This window comes from Agrobacterium tumefaciens, from assembly GCF_031801495.1.
Lineage (GTDB): Bacteria > Pseudomonadota > Alphaproteobacteria > Rhizobiales > Rhizobiaceae > Agrobacterium > Agrobacterium tumefaciens_K.
On sequence record NZ_JAOEGC010000002.1, the window covers coordinates 2,476,802 to 2,501,164 of the forward strand.

The following is a 24,363-nucleotide window of genomic DNA, read 5'->3' on the forward strand; positions in this document are numbered from 1 at the left end:
ATGAACGGTTAGGCTGAGATACGGAAATGGAGATTGCCTTGGCCGAAATTCTCACCTTTGCCGATGCCGCCTTGCTGAAGGAACGGGAGAGCTGGCTTGTTGCGATAGCAGGTGAAAGACGCCTTTCGGACAACACTGTCGAGGCGTACGAGCGCGACACCCGCCAGTTTCTAATCTTCATGACGGGCTACATCGGACAACCGGCAGGCATCAGTGACATTGCTGATCTCCGACCCGTTGATCTGCGCGGATTTCTGGCAAGTCGTCGCAAGGAAGGGGCTGGCCCCCGCTCGCTCGGTCGCCATCTTGCAGGGCTGAGATCGTTCCTGCGGCACCTCCAGAAAAAGGGGTTGGTGAATGCGGCCGGCGCAACCGCAATGCGGGCACCAAAACAGCCCAAATCCCTCCCGAAACCTCTCACCGACCGTCAAGCGCTCAAGATCACCACAGCCGAGGCACAGCTTTCGGAAGAACCATGGATCGCTGCGCGTAACGCAGCTGTTCTTGCCCTGCTCTACGGTTGCGGGCTGCGCATTTCCGAGGCGCTTGGCCTGACACCTGACGATTTTGCGGGAGCGACCCGCAGCCTGCGCGTCACCGGCAAGGGAAACAAGACACGCCTCGTACCGCTTCTGCCCGTCGTTCTGGAGGCGATAGAGAGCTACAGGAAACTCTGCCCCTATCATCTGTCCGCCGATGAACCGATTTTCCTCGGTGCTCGCGGCGGGAAGCTGCAGCCCGCCATCATTCAGCGGGAAATGCAGAAGCTGCGCGGCGCGTTGGGATTGCCGGAAAATGCTACCCCGCATGCGCTCCGACACTCATTCGCGACTCATCTGCTGGCGGGCGGCGGCGATCTGCGTACCATTCAGGAATTGCTCGGGCATGCCAGCCTTTCCACGACACAGGTCTACACCGGCGTCGACACCGCCCGGTTGCTGGAAATCTACGACAACGCCCACCCGCGTGCCTGACGCCCGAAGAAAGACTTGTTTAACCATAAACATTAACCAGACATGCAAGCCACCGGCCTATAAACACATCAGAACCGGACAACGTTGATGCATCGCCTGACAAAGCCCCACAATTTCACGCTCGCCCTCATGGGAAAAGCCGGTGACGCCATTCTGTGGCTGCTCGCCCTGCTGCACGTCACCGCCCTCGCGGTGCTGGTGATGACCCTGCTGTCGATCGGTCAGGCCAAAGCCGCGCAACAGGATGTAAACTGCACCGGCAGCGACATTCTGGCCGCGATGCACAAAAACGATCCGCAGGCTTTCCAGAAGATCGAACAGCAGGCCGCCGCTATCCCCAATGGCAAAGGTACGTTCTGGCGTATCGAAAAAGCGGGATCGGAGCCATCATGGCTGCTTGGCACGATGCATGTCACGGACCCGCGGGTTCTGGAGATGCCTGACGGAGCGAGATCCGCCTTTGACACGACATCCGCGGTAATCGTGGAGTCGGACGAAATCGTCGATGAAAAGAAGGTGGCGGCATCACTTCTGACGAAACCAGAACTCACGATGTTTCTGGACGGCAAGTCGCTTACCGACGTCCTTTCCGCCGAAAATGCCAGCAGGCTTGAAAAGGGGCTGAAAGAGCGCGGCATTCCCCTGAACGCCGTGTCGCGCATGAAACCATGGATGCTGTCTGGCTTTGTCGCGCTTCCCGCATGCGAATTTACGCGCAAGGCGAAGGGCGCGTCTTTCCTCGACAAGAAACTGGCAGAAGATGCGCTGAAAGACGGGAAACGCCTCATTGGTCTGGAAACCATGGTAGAGCAACTGACAGCAATGTCCGAACTGCCAATGGAGTTTCATCTCCAGTCGCTGATCGAGACGCTGGAACTCGGCGACCGCATGGAAGACGTCATGGCGACCATGACCGATCTCTATCTCAGAGGCGATATCGGCATGACGATGCCGATGCTCAAAAGCCTCGACACGAACACTGGCGAAACCAATGAACAAGGGTATGCCGCCTTTGAGCAGCGCATCATTACCGACCGCAATCACGTCATGGCCGAGCGTGCTGCTCCGGAACTGGCGAAAGGCAATGTGTTCATGGCTGTCGGTGCGCTGCATCTTCCGGGCGACGAAGGCGTGATCGAACTGCTGCGCGCTCAGGGCTTTACCGTCACACGCGTTGAGTAAATCCGCCGCGCTTAAACAGCGACAGGCCTTACATCCACGCAAATCGGTCGCATCGTCGCTGGCACGATCAAACGATGGAAAGGACCGACCACGAAAAGATAGAGCCACCCCGGTAGATTGTTGCGCCTGACGATGGTCGTGACATCGAGATACCGCCTGCCGGTTTCCTGCCTGACATCGATAACGATGCGAAAATTCAGATGACGGTCGTCAAACCCAAGCACGGTTCGTTCTGGCGTTGACGAGACGACCGGGAAACCGCCTGCTGATGCTTCGGCAGTGAAGTGAACGGTTTTCAATCCCGCCAATGCCACGAGCCGGTTTCGAAGCGCCATCAGGCAGGTTATCCATGCCGGTGGCTGGTCCAGAAGCCTTTTGCTTAATTCAAGCGAATCGGCATCCGTGGCAACGAGCTCCCCGCTGAAGCGGTCCCACCAATCAGCCCCCGCTAATATTGCTTCACTTTCCCTCATGATCCCGCCCTCTCATTCCTGAAGGACAGGTGTCGTTCAATTACGCTGCCGGGCCAAGGTGACAAACCGTCGCTTCGCGCGTCCTCGGTGTGGTAAAGAGAACGCCCGACGCTCTGGCCATGTTGCCATCACGCCAACCTGAACACGTGCAACAGAAAACCCCGGCCTGACAGGCAGACCGGGGTTCTGGTTATCATTGAAACGGCGGGCCGATTACATGTGGATAGGCTTGAAGAAGGTTGCGAGCGCCGCTTCCTTGACCGCTTCCGACATGGTGGGGTGTGCGTGGCAGGTACGGCCCAGATCCTCCGAAGAGCCTCCGAATTCCATCAGCACGGCAATTTCGTGGATCATTTCGCCAGCGCCGAAGCCAACGATGTGGCCGCCGAGAACCCGGTCCGTTTCCTTGTCAGCGAGGATTTTCACGAAGCCGTCCGTCACCTGCATGGCACGGGCACGACCGTTGGCCGTGAACGGGAACTTGCCAACCTTGTAGGCAACGCCCGCGGCCTTGAGTTCCTCTTCCGTCTTGCCGACAGAGGCGACTTCGGGCTGTGTGTAGACGACGCCCGGTATGACATCGTAGTTCACATGACCGTGCTGACCGGCGAGAATTTCCGCCAGCGCAACGCCTTCGTCTTCGGCCTTATGGGCCAGCATCGGACCCTTCACAACATCACCGATGGCGTAGATGCCCGGCACGTTGGTCTTGAAGTGCCCGTCGATTTCAACGCGACCACGGCTGTCCAATACAACGCCTGCTTCGGCAAGCCCCAGACCTTCGGTGTAGGGCTTACGACCGGTGGAGATCAGCACAACGTCGGCTTCCAGCGTCTCGGCTGCGCCGCCCTTTACCGGCTCGAACACGACCTTGGCGCCATTGGCACCCTTTTCGACGGCCGTAACCTTGGCGCCGAGCTTGAAGTCAATACCCTGCTTGGCAAACAGACGCTGTGCCTGCTTGGAAACTTCGCCGTCCATGCCGCCGAGAATGTTGTCGAGATATTCAACAACCGTCACCTTGGCACCGAGGCGGCCCCAGACCGAACCAAGCTCAAGGCCGATGACGCCACCGCCAACGACGATCAGCTTTTCCGGAACCTTGGAGAGAGCGATCGCGCCGGTCGAGGACACGATGACCTTCTCATCGATCTCCACCTGAACGCCGGGAATACCGGCAACGTCAGAACCCGTCGCAATGACAATGTTCTTCGCTTCGATTTCCTGGATTTCGCCCTTGTCGTTGGTCACGGAAACCTTGCCCGCGGACACCACCTTGCCGGTGCCCTGGAAAGCGTCGATCTTGTTCTTCTTGAACAGGAAGGAAACGCCGTCGACATTGGCCTTCACCACGCCGTCCTTGTGCGCCATCATCTTGTCGAGGTTCAGCTTCGGCGCACCGACTTCGATGCCGAGCGAGTCGACACCGTGGGCGACATGCGCGAAGGTTTCGGACGCATGCAGAAGAGCCTTGGAGGGAATGCAGCCGACATTGAGGCAGGTGCCGCCATAGGTGGCGCGCTTTTCAACGACGGCCACCTTGAGGCCGAGCTGGGCAGCTTTAACCGCGCAAACATATCCGCCGGGGCCTGTGCCGATAACAACTACATCATATGCCATGTGTTTGTTCCTGATTGATTACGGACAACGATAACGCCGTCCTACTGTCATTTGACCTGAAGATCAGGCCGCTTTTTCCGTTGCAAGTTTGATACCGAGCGCGATGAACACCACGCCACTGGTACGGTCTATCCACTGGCTGGCGCGGGCAAAACCGGCGCGCATGCGCGGCGTCGTCATGAACAGGCTGACACCGACGAACCAGGCGATCAGACAAGTCGCCATCACCATTCCGTAGCCGAACTTGATCGCGACCGGCGTATGGGCATGCACCACTGTCGAGAAGATCGACAGGAAGAAGAATACCGGCTTGGGGTTGAGCGCATTGGCTGCAAAACCGAGCATGAAGGCTTTTGTCGCCGACTGATGCTTCTGCGATGAAGCATCACCGGAAACATCCGGCAATTCCGTCTTTCCAGCGCGAAGCGCCTTGATGCCGATATAGATCAGGTAGGCAACGCCCAGCCATTTGACGATGTTGAAGAGATAGATCGACTGCGAGATGATCAGGCCAAGGCCGAGGATCGTATAGGTCACATGGAACATCAGCGATGTTCCGATGCCAAAACTGGTGATGATCGCCTCGCGGCGCCCATGCACCATAGCCTGCCGCATGACCATGGCCAGATCCGCACCCGGAGACACGATGGCAAAGGCAAAAATCGCCATCAGAGATGCAAGTTCGATCAGATACTGATGCACGGGCTTTCTCCGCCGACCATGAAAGCGGGGGCGGCGTTACCGCGGCCCCCGGCCCAGATTGCTTCTTAGAGGTCGAGAACCAGACGTTCCGGATCTTCGAGGCTTTCCTTGACGCGCACGAGGAACGTCACAGCTTCCTTGCCGTCGACGATACGGTGATCGTAGGAAAGTGCAAGATACATCATCGGACGGATGACAACCTGACCGCCGATGGCAACCGGGCGCTCCTGAATCTTGTGCATGCCGAGAATGCCCGACTGCGGAGCGTTCAGGATCGGCGAGGACATCAGCGAACCGTAGACACCGCCATTGGTGATGGTGAAGGTGCCGCCCTGCATGTCGGCCATGCCGAGCGAGCCGTCACGGGCTGCCTTGGCGAGACGGCCGAGTTCCTTCTCGACGCCAGCGATGGAGAGCTGGTCGGCATCGCGGATAACCGGAACGACAAGGCCCTTGTCCGTGCCGACAGCCATGCCAACGTGACAATAGTTCTTGTAGATGATGTCCGTACCGTCGATTTCAGCGTTGACGGCGGGCAGTTCCTTCAGGGCGTGGGTAACGGCCTTGGTGAAGAAGCCCATGAAGCCGAGCTTGACGCCATGCTTCTTCTCGAACACGTCCTTGTAGCGGTTGCGCAGATCCATGACAGCCGACATGTCCACCTCGTTGTAGGTGGTCAGCATGGCGGCCGTGTTCTGGGCATCCTTCAGGCGCTTGGCGATCGTCTGACGCAGGCGCGTCATCTTCACGCGCTCTTCGCGAACGGCATCCTGCTCTGCGGAAACAGGGCGCGGCGCGGCAGCGACCGGGGCAGCGGCAGGAGCGGAAACGCCCTTGGCAACAGCAGCCAGAACGTCACCCTTCAGAACCTGTCCACGCTTACCCGAACCATCCACCTGATCAGCGGAGAGGTTGTTTTCGGCAAGCAGCTTGCCAGCGGCAGGTGCCGGCGGCATGGAGCTGGCAACAGGAGCGGCAGCTGCAGCAGCGGCCGGTGCAGGTGCGGCAGCCGGAGCGGCGGCGGCTGCAGGTGCCGCCGTTGCGGCGCCAGCAGCACCTTCGGCTATCTGGCCGAGCAGGGCATCGAGGCCAACGGTTTCACCGTTCTGCGCAACGATTTCCGTCAGAACGCCGGAGACGGGCGACGGGACTTCAACGGTAACCTTGTCGGTTTCCAGCTCCACCAGAGGCTCATCAGCCTTTACGGTGTCGCCGATCTTCTTGAACCAGGTGCCTACGGTCGCTTCGCTGACGGACTCGCCGAGGGTTGGTACGCGGATTTCAGTGGCCATGATCTAGTTCCGTTATTCAGGTGTCTTTTTTAGCGAGGGGCGATGCGGGAGAGTTTTCACTCTCCCAGCGCGTCTTCAAGGAACGCAGCAAGCTGCGCCAGATGCTTGGACATCAGGCCCGTCGCCGGAGAGGCGGCAGCCGGACGGCCCGTGTAGCGGACCTTCTGATACTTGGCGTCGATATGAGCCAGAACCCATTCGAGGTACGGATCGATGAACGACCATGCACCCATGTTCTTCGGCTCTTCCTGGCACCAGACCATTTCCGCGTTGCGGAAGCGGCTGAGCTCGTTGATGAGAGCCTTGGCCGGGAACGGGTAGAGCTGTTCGACACGCAGCAGGTAGATGTCGTCGATGCCACGCTTTTCGCGCTCTTCGAGCAGATCGTAATAGACCTTGCCCGTGCACATGACGACGCGGCGGATCTTCGAATCCTTCTGCAGCTTGATCGGACCGTCCTTGATGACCTCGGCATCGTCCCACAGAAGACGATGGAAGGAGGACTCACCGGCAAGCTCTGCCAGCGAAGACGTGGCACGCTTGTGGCGCAGCAGCGACTTCGGCGTCATCAGAATGAGCGGCTTGCGGAAGTCACGCTTCATCTGGCGGCGCAGGATATGGAAGTAGTTCGCCGGCGTCGTGACGTTTGCGACCTGCATGTTGTCTTCGGCGCACATCTGCAACCAGCGTTCCAGACGGGCGGACGAGTGCTCCGGACCCTGACCTTCGTAGCCATGCGGCAGAAGGCAGACGAGGCCGGACATGCGAAGCCACTTGCGTTCACCCGACGAGATGAACTGGTCGAAGACGACCTGTGCACCGTTGGCGAAGTCACCGAACTGGGCTTCCCAGAGCGTCAGCGCGTTCGGACGGGCCAGCGAATAGCCATATTCGAAACCGAGAACGGCTTCTTCCGAAAGCATCGAGTTGATGACTTCGTAACGGGCCTGCGTCGGCGCGAGGTTTGCAAGCGGAATGTAACGCTCTTCGGTTTCCTGATCGTAGAGAACCGAATGGCGCTGCGAGAAGGTGCCGCGTTCGCAATCCTGGCCGGACAGGCGGATCTTGTGGCCGTCGACGACGAGCGAACCGAACGCAAGCGCTTCCGCCATGGCCCAGTCCAGACCTTCGCCGGTCTCGATCATCTGCGCACGGTTTTCCATGAAGCGCTGGATCGTGCGGTGCGCCTTGAAGCCTTCCGGAATGGTCGACAGCTTGCGGCCGATTTCCTTCAGTTGCTTCATCGGGGCGCCGGTCTTGCCACGACGCTGCTCATCGGCGTTGTCGGCGGCGCGAAGACCGGACCACTGACCATCCAGCCAGTCTGCCTTGTTCGGCTTGTAGCTCTGGCCTGCTTCGAATTCCTGCTCGAGATGAGCGCGCCAGTCGGCCTTCATCTTCTCGAACTCGCCTTCGGTCAGAAGGTTCTCAGCGATCAGGCGCTCTGCATAGAGGGTGGAAACCGTCTTGTGCGCACGAATGACCTTGTACATCTTCGGCTGCGTGAACGCCGGCTCGTCACCTTCGTTATGGCCGAAGCGGCGGTAGCAGAACATGTCGACCACAACAGGCTTGTGGAACTTCATGCGATACTCGGTCGCAACCTTCGCCGCGTAGACAACCGCTTCCGGATCGTCGCCGTTGACGTGGAAGATCGGCGCTTCGATCATCTTGGCAACGTCCGACGGATATGGCGACGAACGCGAGAAGCCGGGGTTCGTCGTGAAGCCGATCTGGTTGTTGATGATGAAGTGCATGGTACCGGCAACGCGGTGACCGCGCAGACCGGAAAGGCCGAGAATTTCGGCAACCACACCCTGACCGGCAAACGCGGCATCACCGTGCAGCAGCAGCGGCAGAACCTTGGCGCGCTCCGACAGGGGAATGATATCGCCATCCCAGACCTTGGCGAGCTGATCCTGCTTGGCGCGTGCCTTGCCCATGACAACCGGGTTGACGATTTCCAGGTGCGACGGGTTTGCCGTCAGCGACAGGTGAACCTTGTTGCCGTCGAATTCGCGGTCGGAGGAAGCGCCGAGGTGGTACTTCACGTCGCCCGAACCTTCGACGTCGTCAGGCTTGAACGAACCGCCCTTGAACTCGTGGAACACGGCGCGGTGCGGTTTGCCCATGACGTTGGTCAGAACGTTCAGGCGGCCTCGGTGAGCCATGCCGAGAACGACTTCTTCAAGACCGTCCTGACCGCCGCGCTTGATGATCTGCTCAAGCGCCGGGATCAGCGATTCACCGCCATCGAGGCCGAAGCGCTTCGTACCCTTGAAACGAACGTCCAGGAACTGTTCGTAGCCTTCAGCTTCGATAAGCTTGGAAAGGATGGCCTTTTTGCCTTCGGCGGTGAAAGCAACGCCTTTATCCGGACCCTCGATGCGCTCCTGAATCCAGGCCTTTTCTTCCGGGCTGGACATGTGCATGAACTCGACACCGATGGTGGAGCAGTAGGTACGCTCAAGGATATCGATCATCTCGCGTACGGTCGCATATTCCAGACCGAGCACGTTATCGATGAAAATCTTGCGATCGTAGTCGCTCTCCTCGAAGCCATAGGACTTCGGAGACAACTCGTTATAGTCTTCGACCGGCGCGGCAAGACCGAGCGGATCGAGCTTGGCGTGCAGATGGCCACGCATACGGTAGGCGCGGATCATCATGATGGCGCGAACGCTGTCACGCGTTGCCTGCAGAACTTCCGCTTCGCTGACCGGCTTGCCTGTTTCGGCGCTCTTGGCTTCGGCCTTGGCCTGAACCTTTTTCTCGACAGCCTTCTCGACCGTGGCCCAGTTGCCGTCCAGAGCGGAAACCAGATCGCCATTGGCCGGAATGGGCCAGTTCGAACGCTTCCAGGAGGCGCCCTTGGCGGCCTTCTTCACGTCGTCCGGGTTTTCAGCCAATCCTTTGAAAAAGCTCTGCCACTCCGGCGACACGGAAGAGGGATCCTCTTCGTACCGGGCATAGAGCTGCTCGATATAGGCTGCATTCGCGCCGTCCAGAAACGACGTGATCTGAAACTGCTCGTTCGCTTCTTGCCTTGCCATTGTGTTTTGCGGACGCGCCGTCCGCCTCCTCGATGCCGTTAGGGCCGTTAGCCGGCCTGCCGCTTTAATTGTTCGGTATTTCGCCGCCAAGCGGCGGTCATTTTCTGCAAATCATCGGCTGGTGCGGCGCAGTATGCTGCCGCACCAGCCGATGCAGTCTCATGTGGTCTTAGCCCTTGAGGACTTCAACCAGCGTCTTGCCAAGGCGCGCCGGAGAGGGCGAGACCTTGATGCCTGCTGCTTCCATGGCAGCGATCTTGGACTCTGCGTCGCCCTTGCCGCCGGAAACGACAGCGCCAGCGTGGCCCATGGTGCGACCCTTCGGAGCCGTACGCCCCGCGATGAAGCCAGCCATCGGCTTCTTGCGGCCCTTCTTGGCTTCGTCGATGAGGAACTGCGCCGCATCTTCTTCAGCCGAACCGCCGATTTCGCCGATCATGATGATCGAGGTGGTGGCTTCGTCCGCGAGGAACATTTCCAGCACGTCGATGAACTCGGTGCCCTTGACCGGGTCGCCGCCGATGCCGACAGCCGTCGTCTGGCCAAGACCTTCATTCGAGGTCTGGAACACGGCTTCGTAGGTCAGGGTGCCGGAGCGCGAAACGATACCGACAGAACCCTTGCGGAAGATGGAGCCCGGCATGATGCCGATCTTGCATTCTTCCGGCGTCAGGATGCCTGGGCAGTTCGGGCCGAGCAGGCGGGACTTCGAACGGTCGAGGCGAGCCTTGACGCGAACCATGTCGGCAACCGGAATACCTTCGGTGATGCAGGTTATGAACGGAATTTCCGCATCGATGGCTTCGATGATCGCGTCAGCGGCGCCTGCCGGCGGAACGTAGATCACGGACGCATCCGCGCCGGTCTTTTCCTTGCCTTCGGCAACGCTTGCGAAGATCGGCAGCGTTTCACCCTTGGAGCCGGTCCAGTTGGTACCGCCCTTGGAAGGGTGGATACCGCCGACCATCTGCGTGCCGTAGTACGCAAGCGCCTGCTCGGTGTGGAAGGTGCCGGTCTTGCCGGTCAGACCCTGAACAAGGATCTTCGTGTCTTTATTGACGAGAATAGACATTATTTCAGATCCTTCAAAATTAGCCGTTCACCGCTGCGACGATCTTCTTGGCCGCATCGTCCAGATCGTCGGCTGCCGTGATGGCGAGACCCGATTCGTTCAGGATCTTCTTGCCGAGTTCCACATTGGTGCCTTCGAGACGCACGACGAGCGGAACCTTGAGGCCCACTTCCTTCACTGCGGCGATAACGCCTTCAGCGATGACGTCGCACTTCATGATGCCGCCGAAGATGTTGACGAGGATGCCCTCGACCTTCGGGTCAGCCGTGATGATCTTGAACGCAGCTGCAACCTTCTCCTTGCCGGCGCCACCGCCGACGTCGCAGAAGTTTGCCGGCTCCTTGCCGTACAGCTTGATGATGTCCATCGTTGCCATGGCAAGGCCAGCGCCGTTGACCATGCAGCCGATGTTGCCATCGAGAGCCACGTAAGCGAGATCCCACTTGGAGGCTTCGATTTCCTTGGCGTCTTCTTCGGTTTCGTCGCGCAGCGCCTTCACGTCGTCGTGGCGGAACAGTGCGTTGCCGTCGAAGGAAACCTTGGCGTCGAGAACGCGCAGATGGCCATTTTCCATGACGATCAGCGGGTTGATTTCGAGAAGAGCCATGTCCTTCTCGTTGAACGCCTTGTAGAGGATCGGGAAGAGCGACTTTGCGTCTTCAGCAGCAACGCCGGTCAGCTCGAGAGCCTTGGAGATCGTTGCAACGTCAGCCTCGGTCACGCCAGCTTCCGGGTCGATTGCGATGGTGTGGATCTTTTCCGGGGTGTCGTGGGCAACGGCTTCGATGTCCATACCGCCTTCGGTCGAAACGACGAAAGCAACGCGGCCAACCGAGCGGTCTACCAGCAGCGAGCAATAGAGTTCGCGGGCAATGTCCGCGCCGTCTTCGATGTAGAGACGGTTGACCTGCTTGCCAGCGTCACCGGTCTGCGCGGTAACGAGCGTGTTGCCGAGCATGTCCTTGGCGTGCGCAACGACTTCCTCGATGGACTTTGCAAGGCGAACACCGCCCTTTGCATCGGGGCCGAGTTCCTTGAACTTGCCCTTGCCGCGGCCGCCAGCGTGGATCTGGCTCTTGACCACGTAAAGCGGGCCAGGAAGCTGCTTTGCTGCGGCTTCAGCTTCTTCGACCTTGAGAATGGCAACGCCTTCTGCAACCGGCGCGCCGTAGCCCTTCAGAAGAGCTTTGGCCTGATATTCGTGAATATTCATGGAATAATCCCTGTTTGGAGCCGCCTGGAGCACCCTGCGCCTGTTCGGACGCAGAAAGAACGCTCCAGACCGTTAAATCTCCGCATCGTCGTTACAGAAATCGATCTCGATCCCTGCCCCGATGCGGCAGGCTATTACTTCAGCGACGGAGCGATGTTGACGCAGGCTTCACAAAGACCTGCAACGGCGCCGACAGACTTCTGGAAGGCAGCTTCCTCGTCCTTGTTCAGTTCGATTTCGATGATGCGCTCAACGCCGCCTGCACCGATGATGGTGGGAACGCCGACATACATGTCGTCAACGCCGTACTGGCCGGAGAGATAGGCAGCAGCCGGCAGAACGCGCTTCTTGTCCTTGAGGTAGGACTCAGCCATTTCGATTGCCGACGCAGCCGGAGCATAATAGGCCGAGCCGGTCTTCAGCAGGCCGACGATTTCAGCGCCGCCGTCACGGGTACGCTGGATGATCTGCTCGAGACGCTCGGCGGTGACCCAGCCCATCTTGACCAGATCCGTCAGCGGAATGCCGCCAACGGTCGAGTAGCGAGCCAGCGGAACCATCGTGTCGCCGTGGCCACCGAGAACGAAAGCGGTGACGTCCTGAACGGAAACGTTGAATTCTTCCGAGAGGAAAAGACGGAAGCGCGCGCTGTCGAGAACGCCAGCCATGCCGACGACCTTGTTCTTCGGCAGGCCGGAGAACTTCTGCAGTGCCCAGACCATCGCGTCGAGCGGGTTGGTGATGCAGATCACGAAAGCGTTCGGGGCATACTTCTTGATGCCGGCGCCGACCTGCTCCATGACCTTGAGGTTAATGCCGAGAAGATCGTCGCGGCTCATGCCAGGCTTGCGGGCAACGCCAGCGGTGACGATGCAGACATCCGCGCCTTCGATGGCGGCGTAGTCGGAAGCACCCGAGAGTTTTGCATTGAAACCTTCGACCGGGCCGGACTGGGCAATATCCAGACCTTTACCCTGCGGGATACCATCAGCAATATCGAAGAGGACGATATCGCCCAGTTCTTTCAGGCTGGCAAGATGCGCCAGCGTACCGCCGATCATGCCAGAACCAATAAGTGCAATCTTTTTGCGAGCCATCGAATGCTTCCTCTCGAGCTTCAATTCAATTTAACCGCACAAAGTTGGCGGGCAAAATTGTCGCACCCCGATTAGCCCTATTGACTAGAATTGGCAACAGATTCTTTTGCAAGCAGTATTTTCAATCGTTTAGATGCAAAAAATCTTACGTAAACGTAAGAATTAACGTCACGAAAGCGTCAAACTTTCTGCCGTTTTTCATGGTGAAGCGCGAGATAATCCGCACTTCGCATCTCGAAAAGCCGCGAGGCCGTGCGATCGAACTCGAAACCCTCGGTCCCCTTGCGCTTGCCAAGCAGGTTCTCGGGCATCGCGGCAGCGGATGCAAAAAGCCTCACACTGTGATCGTATAGGGCGTCGATGAGAATGATAAAGCGTTTCGTCTCGTTGCGCTTATCCGCATCGAGCAACGGGATATGATCGACGAAAACCGTATCGAAGCGATTGGCGATCGCCAAAAAATCGGAAGCACCGTGGGGCTTCTCGCACAGGTCCCTGAACGAAAAGCGCGCAACGCGCCCGGCGGCCCTCGGCACCAGAATCGAGCGTCCCTTCATCGGGATTTCGGTTGGCGCCACAAGGTGCCCGGCCGTCATGTGCCGCCATGCCATATCCATTGCCTGATCGGCAGTCCCGTCGAGAGGCGTGACGTAGACGGGAAGGCTTTCCAGCTTTTCCATCCGGTAATCGGTAGGACTGTCCAGCGTCACCACCTCGACATGCTTTTTCAGCAACTCGACGAAAGGGAGAAAGAGGCCGCGATTGAGGCCGTCCTTGTAGAGATTGTCCGGCACGACGTTGGATGTGGTGACGAGCGTGCAGCCATTGGCGAACAGTTCGCTGAAAAGCCGCGCTAGGATCATCGCATCCGCAATATCCGTCACGGTGAACTCATCGAAGCAGAGAAGCTCCGCCTCGGCCAGCAGTTGCGCTGCGACAGGCGGAATGGGGTCAGCCTGCTTGGTTTCACCGTTCTTCAGCTTCTGCCGATGCGCATGCACGCGATTGTGCACGTCGGCCATGAATTCATGAAAATGGCAGCGCCGTTTGGATGTGACAGGCGCCATCTCATAGAACATGTCCATCAGCATCGTCTTGCCACGCCCGACGCTGCCGTAAACATAAAGTCCCTTTACCGACGTGGCGGGGCCAGGTTTGCGCGCAAACATCCAGCCGAGAGCGCTTTTCTTCTTCGCGGGCTTGCGAGCCTTGAGATCGGATAGAATCCGGTCAAGATGCCTTGCGACACCGATCTGCGCCGCATCCGCCTGCAACGTTCCGGCTGCCGTCAATGCGTTGAGCTGTTCAACGACACTATGATTGTAGTCGGGCAATGGCTGCATGAAGAAGTGCCCTGCGCGCGGACGCGAGGCTGCGTCCGCGGAGAATGGAATTATCGGCTCAGGCTAAGCGGCTGACCGCTGTTTGTCGTACCGTCGAAGCGCGCATCGGCGCTCTTGTAAACGCGGCCGATGGTGTTGCCAGAACGATCCTTGAAGAGAACCATCTTGCCGGACACTTCCCAGGATCCCATCGCTGTCAGTTCGCCCGCGCAACCACGGGTGCCGCCACGCGAACCGCTGCCGAGATTGGTCAACGTCAGGAACATGTCGCAGCTTGCGCCGGCGTTGGAAACACGCCAGTTGCCAACCATGGATTCCTTGGTCACGTCGAGGGCTGCAGCCGGGGGAGCAGCCGAAGCGAGATTGGCGCCACCGGGCGACGCAGATGTCGGAGCTGTCGGGAACTGGCTACCCGATGCGCCACCGGGCGGAGGCAGAGCGCCGGACTGAACGGAAGGAACGGGCTGCGCCTGAAGCGGCGGCGTGTAACCTGAGTTACCGCTATTGTTGTTGTAATCGTAGGAGGTACGCTGGCAACCGGCGAGGCTCATGACGACTGCGAGACCCGTTACCATATATCTGAATTGCATATCAAACTCCCGATTCTCTCGCTTCCGGAAAGACCATGTTCGAACAAGAAGGCCGAATTATTACAAAAGCCTTAGCGTAAGCAAGCGACGGCACCGATAATTGCCGCTTTAGTCGATTTTTACCGAATTTTATCATCATCCGGTTGCGAAAAAGGCCGCGGTTTTGCCCGCGGCCCTGAGATTGTTATATGGGTTAGAACACCGTTAGACGCGACGCTCAACCATCATCTTCTTGATTTCTGCGATCGCCTTGGCCGGGTTCAGACCCTTCGGGCAGGCCTGCGCGCAGTTCATGATGGTGTGGCAGCGGTACAGGCGGAACGGGTCCTCGAGGTTGTCGAGACGTTCACCGGTTGCCTCGTCACGGCTGTCGATCAACCAGCGATAAGCCTGCAGCAGAACAGCCGGGCCGAGGTAACGGTCGCCGTTCCACCAGTAGCTGGGACAGGATGTCGAACAGCAGGCGCAGAGAATGCACTCATAAAGGCCGTCGAGCTTGAGACGGTCTTCGTGGCTCTGTTTCCATTCCTTGGCAGGCGTCGGCGAAACCGTCTTCAACCACGGCTCGATGGAGCGGTGCTGCGCGTAGAAGTTCGACAGATCCGGCACCAGATCCTTTACCACCGGCATGTGCGGCAGCGGATAGACCTTCACCGTCCCGTTGATCTCGTCCATGCCCTTGGTGCAGGCCAGCGTGTTCGTACCGTCGATGTTCATGGCGCAGGAACCGCAGATGCCTTCACGGCAGGAGCGGCGCAACGTCAGTGTCGGATCGATGTTGTTCTTGATGTAGAGAAGAGCATCGAGAACCATCGGGCCGCAATCGTCGACATCAATGTAATAGGTATCGATACGCGGGTTCTGACCGTCGTCCGGGTTCCAGCGATAGATCCGGTACTCGCGAACGTTCTTGGCACCATCCGGCTTCGGCCAGACCTTGCCTTCGTTGATCTGAGAGTTCTTGGGAAGCGCAAGTTCAACCATGTCCAATTCCTCTCCAATCAGTAGACGCGCGCCTTGGGCGCGATCTTGTAAGGATCGATCCCCTCGGCGATCAGTTCGGTATGAACAGGGCGGTAGTCTAGCTTCACGTCGCCTTCGGGGCTGACCCAGGCGAGAGTGTGCTTGCGCCAGTTGACGTCGTCGCGACCGGCAAACGGGCCGTCCACGAAATCCTCACGGGCGTGAGAACCACGGCTTTCCTTGCGGGCTTCCGCCCCGTAGACCGTAGTGATGGCGTTGGCCATCAGGTTATGCAACTCAAGCGTTTCGACCAGATCGGAATTCCAGACCATCGAACGGTCGGTAACCTTGACGTCCGGCAGTTCCTTCCAGATCGCGGAAAGACGGCGGCAACCGCTTTCAAGCGATTCCTGTGTACGGAACACGGCTGCATCGTCCTGCATCGCGCGCTGCATCTTGTCGCGAAGCACGGCGGTCGGCGTTGCGCCGTTGGCGTAACGCAGGCTGTCGAAGCGCTCCATGATCTTGTCGCAGGCAGCAACGTTCAGTGCCGGGACAGGCTCGGCGCGGTCGATAACCTCTGCGGCACGGATTGCCGCAGCACGTCCGAACACCACAAGGTCGATCAGCGAGTTGGAACCGAGACGGTTTGCACCGTGAACGGATGCGCAACCGGCTTCACCAACAGCCATCAGGCCGGGAATGACGCGTTCCGGATTGGAGCTGTCGGCGTTAAGCACTTCGCCCCAGTAGTTGGTCGGAATGCCGCCCATGTTGTAGTGAACGGTCGGCAGAACCGGGATAGGCTCGCGTGTTACATCCACGCCTGCAAAGATCTTGGCGCTCTCCGAAATACCCGGAAGACGCTCGTGCAGGATTGCCGGATCAAGGTGATCCAGATGCAGGAAAATGTGGTCCTTGTTCTTGCCAACGCCACGGCCTTCGCGGATTTCCATGGTCATGCAGCGGGAAACGACGTCACGCGAGGCAAGATCCTTGGCCGAAGGCGCGTAACGCTCCATGAAGCGCTCGCCTTCGGAGTTGACGAGATATCCGCCCTCACCGCGTGCGCCTTCGGTAATCAGGCAGCCTGCACCGTAGATGCCGGTCGGATGGAATTGAACGAATTCCATGTCCTGAAGCGGAAGACCGGCGCGTGCGATCATGCCGCCGCCGTCGCCCGTGCAGGTATGCGCCGAGGTCGCGGAGAAGTAGGCGCGGCCATAACCGCCGGTCGCCAGAACGACCATCTTGGCCGCAAAGCGATGGATCGTGCCGTCATCGAGGTTCCAGGCGACGACGCCGGTGCAGCGGCTGCCATCGTCCGACATGATGAGGTCGAGCGCGAAATACTCGATGAAGAATTCGGCGTTGTTGCGCAGCGACTGGCCGTAAAGCGTGTGCAGGATGGCGTGGCCGGTACGGTCGGCGGCAGCACAGGTGCGCTGTACCGGAGGGCCTTCGCCGTAGTTCTGCATGTGGCCACCAAACGGGCGCTGGTAGATCTTGCCTTCGGCGTTACGCGAGAAGGGAACGCCGTAATGCTCGAGTTCATAGACCGCCTTCGGCGCTTCCATGGCGAGGTACTGCATCGCATCCACGTCGCCGAGCCAGTCGGAGCCCTTCACGGTGTCGTAAAGGTGCCACTGCCAACAGTCGGGCGTCATGTTTGTCAGCGAGGCGGCGATACCACCCTGTGCCGCGACCGTATGCGAGCGGGTCGGGAAAACCTTGGTGATGCAGGCCGTGCGGAAACCCTGTTCGGCCATGCCGAGCGTCGCGCGAAGGCCGGCGCCACCCGCACCCACGACAATCACGTCATAGGAGTGATCGACATAGGTATAGGCCTTGCCATTCTGTGAAGGAGAGCTTGGAGCTGCCATGACCGGATTATCCTGCGAATGCGATTTTCAGAATGGCGAAGATGCAGAGGCCGCCAACGAGAATCGCGAAAAACGTATTGAGCATCAGAAGAACGAGCTTCGGGATCTCGGCGTGAATGTAGTCTTCGATGATGACCTGCATGCCGAGCTTCATGTGAATGAGGCCGGAAACGAGCACGAGACCCATGATGACCGCAACCAGCGGGTTCGACAGCGCTGCCGCGACGTCCGCATAAGGCGCACCAGCATATCTGATCAGGAAGATCACGAAGAAGATCAGCAGGGGAACGTTTGCAACCGCCGTCACGCGCTGGCGCCAGAAGTGCTCTGTTCCTTCCTTGGCAGAGCCAAGACCGCGAACCTTACCGAGAGGTGTACGCATATCCATGAATAGTTCTCCTCAGCGCACGATCAGGGCGACAACCCAGATCAGCGCGGTCAGACAGATCGATGCCACCCACGATGCCTTGGCGAGCTTTGTCGTGAAGTGCTTGTCGAAGCCGTGCCCTAGATCCCACATGAAATGGCGCAGACCGCCGAGCAAGTGATGAACCAGTGCCCAGGTGTAGCCGATGAGGATCAGCTTACCGATGACTGTACCCATCGCCCAGTTGACCCAGTCATAATAGACTTCACCGCTTGCAATGGCGATCAGCCACCAAGCAACCAGCAGCGTGCCGAAATAGAGCGCTCCGCCGGTAATACGGTGCACGATGGATGCAACCATCGTCGGAATCGGCTTGTAAATTTGAAGATGCGGCGACAAAGGCCGGTTATTTGTCATGTTCGCCATCAGAACCTCGCGGCGTTTTCCCGTGCGCCCGCAACACAAAGCGAACGCCCCCAAGCAACAGCACATGACGAAAGAATGTGCATTGCACCAACCGCGACGTTTAATCGCATGGGAACATCACGACAAGCAAATTTCAGCGTCGATTCGAATTTAATCGATTGTGACGGACGATTTTTCGAAAAAAAGTGTCGCAAAATAAAAAGTCGAGCGTTTCCAAGATGCGCAGTGCGAAATTTTTGACCTTTACGTAAATCAAAAATGCTGTAATTTACGTTTTGTTAACTGAAAAAACCGGAGAAAAAGGATCATGTTACAGCGTCGAATCGCCGCTTTGGCCCTTGCCTCGGCAAGCCTTGTTTTAGCATCCGTGCCTCCGGCGTCAGCAGAGAATTTTGGCCATCGCCATTATTATCGGCACCACCAGCAGCAGACCAGTTTTTCCACCGACGGTCTACCGTCTACGCTTCCCGGCGGCACGTATAGCGGCGGCATCGCAGCCTTGAGAATTCGCGGCAACGGCAACTACTTTGCCATCAGCGGCGGATTGGCTGTCGGAAACGGAACGACGCGGACAGCGCTGCAGCCGGCACCGAAGGCAAAAATAATCAAGGTGAATTCCGCAACGGCCAATGCTGCGTGCACCTATGAGCATGGCGTCTGCGTCATCCGCCCGTAAAGCCGGGACAAATCGTCCGTCACGTGTCCGGCACGGGCTTGAAGCCTTTCCCGCAGCGGATCAGAGAAACCGCCATACAGTCGTTTTTTTGATTTCGCTGTCTTCAAGAGCCCGTGTCACCGGCACCTGGTATGTCGCCTCTGCAGCAAGCCGATCCTTTGGCAGATAGGCCCGCCCCGGATCGCCAACAAAGACCGTAACGCCCCTTTTCGTCAGATACCGAAACCAAGGCACCAGAAGATCGGCAAAGGCGCGATCATAGAACACATCCCCGGCCAGAAGCACCTCGGCGTCAATCTCCCGGCCGACAAGATCAAGTCCGGTAAAGTCTATTTCTACGCCATTGAGCGCCGCATTGAGCGCAACCGCCGTTCCCGCCCAGGGATCGATATCGACCGCCTGTACGCTCATAGCTCCGGCCATGGCAGCAGCGATGGCGACCATACCCGAGCCGCTGGCAAAATCGAGCACGCGCTTGCCACGGACACTCTCAGGGTGATCGAGAACATAACGAGCAAGCCCCTGCCCGCCCGCCCAGGCGAACGCCCAGAAAGGCGGCGGCAAACCGATCTCTTCAAGCTCCTCCTCCGTCTTCAGCCACAGATCGTGAGCTTCCGTTGCCAGATGAAGGTGCAACTCCGGCACATGCGGCGGATGCATGATGCCGGTATTGTCGAGAATGAAGCGTTGGGGATCGGTCTTCACGCTGTATGGATCATGCAGGCGAAAGAGGTGGATTATCGAGGCTGGCCATACGGCACACCTCGAAATATTCCTCCTCCGTCACCGGCTGCACGGAAAGCCGCATCGAGGTGACGAGCGACATCTCGGCGAGTTTCGGGTTCGCCTTGACGTCCTTCAGCGAGACGGGCTTCGGCACATCGCGCACGGCCTTGATATGCACGCAATCCCAGCGGGCATCGCCTTCGGCAGTCGAATCCGGCCGCGACAGTTCGCAGACCTCGACGATGCCGACGACTTCAAGCCCTTCGTTGGAGTGATAGAAGAAACCCTTGTCGCCGATCTTCATGGCGCGCATGTTGTTGCGCGCCTGATAGTTGCGAACGCCGGTCCACTCCTCGCCCGCTTCACCCTTGGCCTTCTGCTGATCCCACGACCAGGTAAAAGGCTCGGACTTGAAAAGCCAGTAATTCGCCATAGCCAATTACGCTCCCGGATTGTTGAAGACCCAGTTGTAGGGCTTGACGTCAACGCTTTCGAACAGGCCAGCCTTGGCATAGGGATCGGCATCGGCCAGCGCCTTGGCGGCATCGATATCGGCAGCTTCGACAATGACCAGGCTGCCGTTTGGTTTGCCCTCGGCATCTAGGAACGGTCCGGCGATCTTCAGCGTGCCTTCGGCATTCAGCTTGTTGAGGTGTTCCAGATGCGCCGGGCGCGTGTCCATGCGCACGTTCAGGTGGCCGGGCTTGTCCTTGCAGATAAAAGCAAACAGCATTCTCGTCTCCTCGTTAGAGCATGTCTCCCAAAAGTCTCAGCGGCTTGGGACCAGGACATGCGTAAAAGCTATTCAGAAGCCAACCTCATTCGGTGGTGATCGGCCGTGTCATCAATTGTTGCATGGCATTTGCCACATCGAGATTGCCGTCGATAATCGCGGCTACGGCCTCCGTCACCGGCATGTCGACCGCGTAATGCCCGGCAAGGCGGGCAGCCACGGCTGCCGCAAACGCTCCCTCCACCAGACCGCCGGAGACATCCCGGCCTTCCCCATGTCCAAGCGCGATACCGAAGCGAAGGTTTCGCGATTGATGGCTCGTCGCCGTGAGAACCAGATCACCCAGCCCTGAAAGGCCGCGCACCGTATCCGCCTTGCCGCCCATGGCGACCACAAGGCGCGACATTTCGGCAAGTCCGCGGGAGATCAGGGCCGCACGGGCGGAATCGCCAAGCCCCGCGCCTTCCACGATCCCCGCCGCAATGGCCAGAACATTCTTCAAAGCTCCGCCGAGCTGTACGCCGATCCGGTCATCCGATGCATACAGGCGGAACGTCCTGCCACTGATCGTCGACGCCAGCCTTTCAGCCACGGCCATGTCTTCGGCAGCGATCGCCATCGCGGTTGGCAGTCCGCGGGCGATATCGGCCGCGAAGCCCGGACCGGAAAGCACCGCGACCGGATGGTGCGGCAACTCGGCCTCGAGAAGCTGCGTCAAAAGCCGGCCAGAGCCACGGTCGATACCCTTGGCACAGGTAACGATGACAGAATCCTTGGCGAGATAAGGACCGTAGTGCCGGGCAGCATCTGCATGCGCCTGCGATGGCATGGCAAAAAGCACGATTCCGGCATCGGCAAGAACGCTTTCTTCGGCAGAAAACGCCAGAGCATCCGGCAGGTTGATGCCGGGCAAGACAGCCTCATGAACCCTGTCCGACAGAAGATCGGCCATCAGCGCCGGATCGCGGCCAAGCAGCGTGACATCGTGACGGTTTTCGAGAGCGATCACCACAGCAAGCGCGGTTCCGAAAGCACCTGCGCCGATGACGACGATTTTTTCACGCTGCATCAGGCCTTGGCTCCTCTTTTGCCGAAACCGATCAGTGTTTCCGCGTTGGCGTCGAGCGGCCAGCGAGAACGCGGCTGGGTATCTAGCGAATCCGGTTCACGGCCATCAGCCATACGTTCCAGACCGGCCCAGGCGATCATCGCGGCATTGTCGGTGCAAAGCCGGTGCGGCGGCGCAATGAAACGGAATTTGTAGGTGTCGCACAGAGACTGCAAGGTGCTGCGGATTTCCTGATTGGCGGCCACGCCACCGGCCACGACCAGCGCCGGTTCACCGTCGATATCGGGAAACTCTTCCCGGAACCGCGCAAGCCCACGGCCGATGCGATCTTTCAGGGTGCGGGACACGGCCTTCTGGAAGGATGCACAGATATCCGCGATATCCTGATCCGACAGTGGCGCAATCGCTGTCGCTGCCTGCCGTACGGCCGTTTTTAGGCCGGAGAAGGAGAAATCGAGCCGGGTTTCGCCCACCATGGGACGTGGCAACGCAAAGCGATCCGGATTTCCTGTCGCTGCCGCTTTTTCCACCGCAGGCCCGCCGGGATACGGCAGACCGAGAAGCTTCGCCGTCTTGTCGAAGGCCTCGCCAAGCGCATCGTCGATGGTCGTTCCCCAGCGCTCGTATTGTCCAACGCCGCGCACCAGCACGAGCTGCGTATGTCCCCCGGACACCAGCAACATCAGATAGGGGAAAGACAGTCCATCCGTCAGCCGCGCCGTCAGCGCATGGCCTTCGAGATGATTGATGGCATAAAGCGGCTTGCCCGCCGCTTTCGCGATTGCCTTGCCGGTCATCAGGCCGACGATCAGGCCACCGATAAGACCGGGCCCAGAGGTGGCGGCGATGGCATCGATATCTGCAAGCGAGACACCTGCCTCAGCAAGCGCTTCCTCGACCAGCGTGTCCAGCGCCTCGACGTGAGCGCGTGCCGCGATTTCCGGCACAACGCCACCATAGGCGCTGTGCTCCTCAAGCTGCGACAAAACGACATCGGAGATGATCTCTCCACGCCCGTCGGCATGGCGAACCACCACGGAAGCGGCGGTTTCGTCACAACTTGTCTCAATGCCGAGGATACGAAGAAAGGAGGTCATCAGTGGTTCGTTGATTGCGGTCAAAGGGAAACTTAGGTACGGAAACACCCGGTAACAATGGATAGACGCGGATGCAAACAAAACCTTTCCGAATCGGCACACGCGGTAGCCCTCTGGCATTGGCGCAGGCTTATGAAACGCGAGACCGCCTCGCCGCCGCACATGGTATTGCACCCGACATGTTCGAGATAGTGCCCATCACCACCAAGGGCGACCGCATCGCGGATCGCGCGCTCTCTGAGGTTGGCGGCAAAGGTTTGTTTACCGAGGAACTGGAAACGAAGCTTCTGTCAGGCGAACTTGATTTTGCCGTGCATTCTTCCAAGGACATGGCGACGAAACTGCCGGAAGGCCTGCATCTTTCCGCCTTTCTGCCGCGCGAAGATGTACGTGACGCCTTCATCGGCCGGGCCGCGCCGAAGTTGATCGAGTTGCCGCACGGCGCAACGGTCGGTTCGGCGTCGCTGCGCCGACAGGCGCTGATCCGCCGGTTGAGGCCCGACCTCAACGTGATTCTGTTTCGGGGGGCTGTGGCAACACGTTTGCGTAAGCTGGAAGACGGTCTGGCAGATGCAACATTGCTGGCCTTTGCCGGTCTGAAGCGCCTCGACATGGCAGACGTTCCGACGGAAGTGCTGGAAATAAAGGATTTCCTCCCCGCTCCGGCGCAAGGCGCGATCGGTATCGAAAGCCGCATCGGCGATGGCCGGGTCGACGATCTGCTGGCCGCCGTCAATCACGGTCCCACTTACGACGCTGTTTCGTGCGAACGTGCTTTCCTGTCGGTACTCGATGGGTCATGTCGCACGCCAATCGCCGGTTACGCCGTTTGCGATGGCGATGAACTGCATTTTTCGGGACTTATCCTGACGCCGGATGGACAGACGAGCCACAGCGTCGAAATATCCGGTAAATGTGCGGATGCCGCATCGCTGGGCCGCAAGGCCGGTGAAGACGTCCGTGCACGGGCGGGCACGAGCTTCTTCGAAGGGTGGTCCTGAACCGATGAGGGTCGTCATCACCCGGCCGGAACGATCCGCCGAGAAGACGGCGGCAAAGCTGAGGACACTCGGCCACGATCCGGTGCTTCTGCCCCTGTTTTATCCCATCCACCACGGTGATGTGGCGAGCGCGGCTCTCAAAACGCCCGCATCCGCCATCGCTGTGACAAGCGCTGAAGCGATCCGGGCGCTGAAACCGCTCGGCAAAACGGTCGATCCTTTTTTCGCGAAGCCGCTTTTTGCTGTTGGCGAGGCAACCGCAAAAGCAGCGAAACAGGCTGGGTTTCACAATGTCTTCACCGCTTCGGGTGACGGAAAATCTTTGGCGGTAGTGGTCGCGGAAAATCGCGCTCTATTGTCTGCGGATGCACCTCTGCTCTATCTCGCCGGAACGCCGCGGGCATCAGCATTCGAAGCCGGGCTTGCATCCGCCTCGATCGCTTTCACGGTGGCCGAATGCTACGAGATGCGAGAAGGCGATTTTCAGCCTCGTATCTGGGAAAAAGCACTTCTCTCAGAAACGGCGGATGCTGTTTTGCTCTATTCCGCTGAGGCAGCGCGAGCCTTTTTTCGCAGCGCGACAAAAGCGCCCTACGTGACAGCCTTGAAGAAAACGCGCTTCATATGCATGAGCGCAAATGTCAGCGCTCATATTCCTGAGGTTTTTAGCGCCCAGGCCAGCACACCCGAAGCGGCAAGCGATGCGGCAATGTTCGCAATACTGCAGCAGATCGCCGGAACCTAATTCCCTCTCGCCTCTTTCCTTTGCCGCCATCACTGACTAGGTTTAGACTATTGCAGGCAGAAATGA

The 24,363-nt window shown here is 58.9% G+C and carries 24 protein-coding genes; 5 read left to right on the forward strand and 19 right to left on the reverse strand.

The features are described from left to right. Positions 1-26 precede the first annotated feature (26 nt). Positions 27-974 carry a tyrosine recombinase XerC gene (locus tag N7578_RS21340; protein ID WP_311112214.1) on the forward strand — a complete coding sequence of 316 codons (948 nt, stop codon included), beginning with the start codon at positions 27-29 and terminating at the stop codon, positions 972-974. An 87-nt stretch (positions 975-1,061) separates the two neighbouring features. Next, positions 1,062-2,156 carry a TraB/GumN family protein gene (locus N7578_RS21345; protein WP_311112215.1) on the forward strand — a complete coding sequence of 365 codons (1,095 nt, stop codon included), beginning with the start codon at positions 1,062-1,064 and terminating at the stop codon, positions 2,154-2,156. An 11-nt stretch (positions 2,157-2,167) separates the two neighbouring features. Here the strand turns inward: N7578_RS21345 and N7578_RS21350 are convergent, their stop codons facing one another. The 14 genes from N7578_RS21350 to sdhC all read right to left on the reverse strand — a co-directional run bounded on the left by N7578_RS21350 (position 2,168) and on the right by sdhC (position 18,250). Beyond that, on the reverse strand, positions 2,168-2,629 hold the full coding sequence (locus tag N7578_RS21350; protein WP_311112216.1) for a DUF2867 domain-containing protein: 462 nt from the start codon (positions 2,627-2,629) through the stop codon (positions 2,168-2,170). 213 nt (positions 2,630-2,842) lie between these two features. After that, a complete protein-coding gene (gene lpdA, locus N7578_RS21355) occupies positions 2,843-4,249 on the reverse strand; it encodes a dihydrolipoyl dehydrogenase (RefSeq protein ID WP_311112217.1) in 1,407 nt (468 codons plus the stop codon). A gap of 63 nt (positions 4,250-4,312) precedes the next feature. Continuing rightward, positions 4,313-4,951, reverse strand: coding sequence for a LysE family translocator (locus N7578_RS21360; protein WP_311112218.1), 639 nt, complete (start codon positions 4,949-4,951; stop codon positions 4,313-4,315). A gap of 65 nt (positions 4,952-5,016) precedes the next feature. Further along, positions 5,017-6,243 (reverse strand): 2-oxoglutarate dehydrogenase complex dihydrolipoyllysine-residue succinyltransferase, encoded by a 1,227-nt coding sequence (gene odhB, locus N7578_RS21365; RefSeq protein ID WP_311112219.1) that lies wholly within the window; start codon positions 6,241-6,243, stop codon positions 5,017-5,019. 56 nt (positions 6,244-6,299) lie between these two features. Then, positions 6,300-9,296 carry a 2-oxoglutarate dehydrogenase E1 component gene (locus N7578_RS21370; RefSeq protein WP_311112220.1) on the reverse strand — a complete coding sequence of 999 codons (2,997 nt, stop codon included), beginning with the start codon at positions 9,294-9,296 and terminating at the stop codon, positions 6,300-6,302. Positions 9,297-9,465: 169 nt separating this feature from the next. After that, the gene (gene sucD / locus N7578_RS21375; protein ID WP_311112221.1) at positions 9,466-10,368 is read right to left on the reverse strand and encodes a succinate--CoA ligase subunit alpha; all 903 of its coding nucleotides are present in this window, start codon (positions 10,366-10,368) and stop codon (positions 9,466-9,468) included. A 19-nt stretch (positions 10,369-10,387) separates the two neighbouring features. After that, positions 10,388-11,581 carry an ADP-forming succinate--CoA ligase subunit beta gene (gene sucC, locus N7578_RS21380; RefSeq protein WP_311112222.1) on the reverse strand — a complete coding sequence of 398 codons (1,194 nt, stop codon included), beginning with the start codon at positions 11,579-11,581 and terminating at the stop codon, positions 10,388-10,390. 134 nt (positions 11,582-11,715) lie between these two features. Further along, entirely contained in the window at positions 11,716-12,678 is a 963-nt protein-coding gene (gene mdh, locus N7578_RS21385; RefSeq protein WP_138795305.1) for a malate dehydrogenase, read from the reverse strand. 179 nt (positions 12,679-12,857) lie between these two features. Further along, a complete protein-coding gene (zapE, locus tag N7578_RS21390) occupies positions 12,858-14,021 on the reverse strand; it encodes a cell division protein ZapE (RefSeq protein ID WP_311112223.1) in 1,164 nt (387 codons plus the stop codon). 50 nt (positions 14,022-14,071) lie between these two features. Next, positions 14,072-14,611 (reverse strand): protease inhibitor Inh/omp19 family protein, encoded by a 540-nt coding sequence (locus tag N7578_RS21395; protein ID WP_311112224.1) that lies wholly within the window; start codon positions 14,609-14,611, stop codon positions 14,072-14,074. A 204-nt stretch (positions 14,612-14,815) separates the two neighbouring features. After that, positions 14,816-15,595, reverse strand: coding sequence for a succinate dehydrogenase iron-sulfur subunit (locus tag N7578_RS21400; RefSeq protein WP_311112225.1), 780 nt, complete (start codon positions 15,593-15,595; stop codon positions 14,816-14,818). 17 nt (positions 15,596-15,612) lie between these two features. Continuing rightward, positions 15,613-17,457, reverse strand: a complete 1,845-nt coding sequence (sdhA, locus tag N7578_RS21405) for a succinate dehydrogenase flavoprotein subunit (RefSeq protein WP_311112226.1) — start codon at positions 17,455-17,457, stop codon at positions 15,613-15,615. Between the two features lie 7 nt (positions 17,458-17,464). Beyond that, a complete protein-coding gene (sdhD, locus tag N7578_RS21410; RefSeq protein ID WP_311112227.1) occupies positions 17,465-17,845 on the reverse strand; it encodes a succinate dehydrogenase, hydrophobic membrane anchor protein in 381 nt (126 codons plus the stop codon). Between the two features lie 12 nt (positions 17,846-17,857). Next, on the reverse strand, positions 17,858-18,250 hold the full coding sequence (gene sdhC, locus N7578_RS21415) for a succinate dehydrogenase, cytochrome b556 subunit (RefSeq protein WP_311112228.1): 393 nt from the start codon (positions 18,248-18,250) through the stop codon (positions 17,858-17,860). 307 nt (positions 18,251-18,557) lie between these two features. On the opposite strand from sdhC, the gene N7578_RS21420 reads away from it, so the two are divergent. Then, on the forward strand, positions 18,558-18,926 hold the full coding sequence (locus tag N7578_RS21420) for a hypothetical protein (RefSeq protein WP_311112229.1): 369 nt from the start codon (positions 18,558-18,560) through the stop codon (positions 18,924-18,926). A gap of 60 nt (positions 18,927-18,986) precedes the next feature. Here the strand turns inward: N7578_RS21420 and N7578_RS21425 are convergent, their stop codons facing one another. The 5 genes from N7578_RS21425 to tsaD form a co-directional block, all read right to left on the reverse strand. Beyond that, positions 18,987-19,631 (reverse strand): methyltransferase, encoded by a 645-nt coding sequence (locus N7578_RS21425; protein ID WP_311112230.1) that lies wholly within the window; start codon positions 19,629-19,631, stop codon positions 18,987-18,989. A 10-nt stretch (positions 19,632-19,641) separates the two neighbouring features. Continuing rightward, a complete protein-coding gene (locus N7578_RS21430; protein ID WP_311112231.1) occupies positions 19,642-20,085 on the reverse strand; it encodes an EVE domain-containing protein in 444 nt (147 codons plus the stop codon). Positions 20,086-20,091: 6 nt separating this feature from the next. Beyond that, complete coding sequence (locus N7578_RS21435; RefSeq protein ID WP_003516711.1) at positions 20,092-20,385, reverse strand: YciI-like protein; 294 nt, start codon at positions 20,383-20,385, stop codon at positions 20,092-20,094. Between the two features lie 85 nt (positions 20,386-20,470). Further along, positions 20,471-21,454 carry an NAD(P)H-dependent glycerol-3-phosphate dehydrogenase gene (locus N7578_RS21440; protein ID WP_311112232.1) on the reverse strand — a complete coding sequence of 328 codons (984 nt, stop codon included), beginning with the start codon at positions 21,452-21,454 and terminating at the stop codon, positions 20,471-20,473. Beyond that, entirely contained in the window at positions 21,454-22,551 is a 1,098-nt protein-coding gene (gene tsaD, locus N7578_RS21445; protein ID WP_311112233.1) for a tRNA (adenosine(37)-N6)-threonylcarbamoyltransferase complex transferase subunit TsaD, read from the reverse strand. Before tsaD ends, N7578_RS21440 begins: the two co-directional genes overlap by 1 nt. Positions 22,552-22,622: 71 nt before the next feature. Here tsaD and hemC point away from each other — a divergent pair, with 71 nt between their 5' ends. Next, the gene (hemC, locus tag N7578_RS21450; RefSeq protein WP_311112234.1) at positions 22,623-23,552 is read left to right on the forward strand and encodes a hydroxymethylbilane synthase; all 930 of its coding nucleotides are present in this window, start codon (positions 22,623-22,625) and stop codon (positions 23,550-23,552) included. Between the two features lie 4 nt (positions 23,553-23,556). Next, positions 23,557-24,297: a uroporphyrinogen-III synthase gene (locus tag N7578_RS21455; protein ID WP_311112235.1), complete on the forward strand. Its 741-nt coding sequence runs from the start codon at positions 23,557-23,559 to the stop codon at positions 24,295-24,297. Positions 24,298-24,363: the final 66 nt, after the last annotated feature.

Excerpts from the sequence above, each read along its gene's own strand:
- N7578_RS21340 (WP_311112214.1), top strand. The coding sequence starts at position 27 with ATGGAGATTGCCTTGGCCGAAATTCTCACCTTTGCCGATGCCGCCTTG.
- N7578_RS21345 (WP_311112215.1), top strand. The coding sequence starts at position 1,062 with ATGCATCGCCTGACAAAGCCCCACAATTTCACGCTCGCCCTCATGGGA.
- N7578_RS21350 (WP_311112216.1), bottom strand. The coding sequence starts at position 2,629 with ATGAGGGAAAGTGAAGCAATATTAGCGGGGGCTGATTGGTGGGACCGC.
- lpdA (WP_311112217.1), bottom strand. The coding sequence starts at position 4,249 with ATGGCATATGATGTAGTTGTTATCGGCACAGGCCCCGGCGGATATGTT.
- odhB (WP_311112219.1), bottom strand. The coding sequence starts at position 6,243 with ATGGCCACTGAAATCCGCGTACCAACCCTCGGCGAGTCCGTCAGCGAA.
- N7578_RS21370 (WP_311112220.1), bottom strand. The coding sequence starts at position 9,296 with ATGGCAAGGCAAGAAGCGAACGAGCAGTTTCAGATCACGTCGTTTCTG.
- sucD (WP_311112221.1), bottom strand. The coding sequence starts at position 10,368 with ATGTCTATTCTCGTCAATAAAGACACGAAGATCCTTGTTCAGGGTCTG.
- sucC (WP_311112222.1), bottom strand. The coding sequence starts at position 11,581 with ATGAATATTCACGAATATCAGGCCAAAGCTCTTCTGAAGGGCTACGGC.
- mdh (WP_138795305.1), bottom strand. The coding sequence starts at position 12,678 with ATGGCTCGCAAAAAGATTGCACTTATTGGTTCTGGCATGATCGGCGGT.
- zapE (WP_311112223.1), bottom strand. The coding sequence starts at position 14,021 with ATGCAGCCATTGCCCGACTACAATCATAGTGTCGTTGAACAGCTCAAC.
- N7578_RS21395 (WP_311112224.1), bottom strand. The coding sequence starts at position 14,611 with ATGCAATTCAGATATATGGTAACGGGTCTCGCAGTCGTCATGAGCCTC.
- N7578_RS21400 (WP_311112225.1), bottom strand. The coding sequence starts at position 15,595 with ATGGTTGAACTTGCGCTTCCCAAGAACTCTCAGATCAACGAAGGCAAG.
- sdhA (WP_311112226.1), bottom strand. The coding sequence starts at position 17,457 with ATGGCAGCTCCAAGCTCTCCTTCACAGAATGGCAAGGCCTATACCTAT.
- sdhD (WP_311112227.1), bottom strand. The coding sequence starts at position 17,845 with ATGGATATGCGTACACCTCTCGGTAAGGTTCGCGGTCTTGGCTCTGCC.
- sdhC (WP_311112228.1), bottom strand. The coding sequence starts at position 18,250 with ATGGCGAACATGACAAATAACCGGCCTTTGTCGCCGCATCTTCAAATT.
- N7578_RS21420 (WP_311112229.1), top strand. The coding sequence starts at position 18,558 with ATGTTACAGCGTCGAATCGCCGCTTTGGCCCTTGCCTCGGCAAGCCTT.
- N7578_RS21430 (WP_311112231.1), bottom strand. The coding sequence starts at position 20,085 with ATGGCGAATTACTGGCTTTTCAAGTCCGAGCCTTTTACCTGGTCGTGG.
- N7578_RS21435 (WP_003516711.1), bottom strand. The coding sequence starts at position 20,385 with ATGCTGTTTGCTTTTATCTGCAAGGACAAGCCCGGCCACCTGAACGTG.
- N7578_RS21440 (WP_311112232.1), bottom strand. The coding sequence starts at position 21,454 with ATGCAGCGTGAAAAAATCGTCGTCATCGGCGCAGGTGCTTTCGGAACC.
- tsaD (WP_311112233.1), bottom strand. The coding sequence starts at position 22,551 with ATGACCTCCTTTCTTCGTATCCTCGGCATTGAGACAAGTTGTGACGAA.
- hemC (WP_311112234.1), top strand. The coding sequence starts at position 22,623 with ATGCAAACAAAACCTTTCCGAATCGGCACACGCGGTAGCCCTCTGGCA.
- N7578_RS21455 (WP_311112235.1), top strand. The coding sequence starts at position 23,557 with ATGAGGGTCGTCATCACCCGGCCGGAACGATCCGCCGAGAAGACGGCG.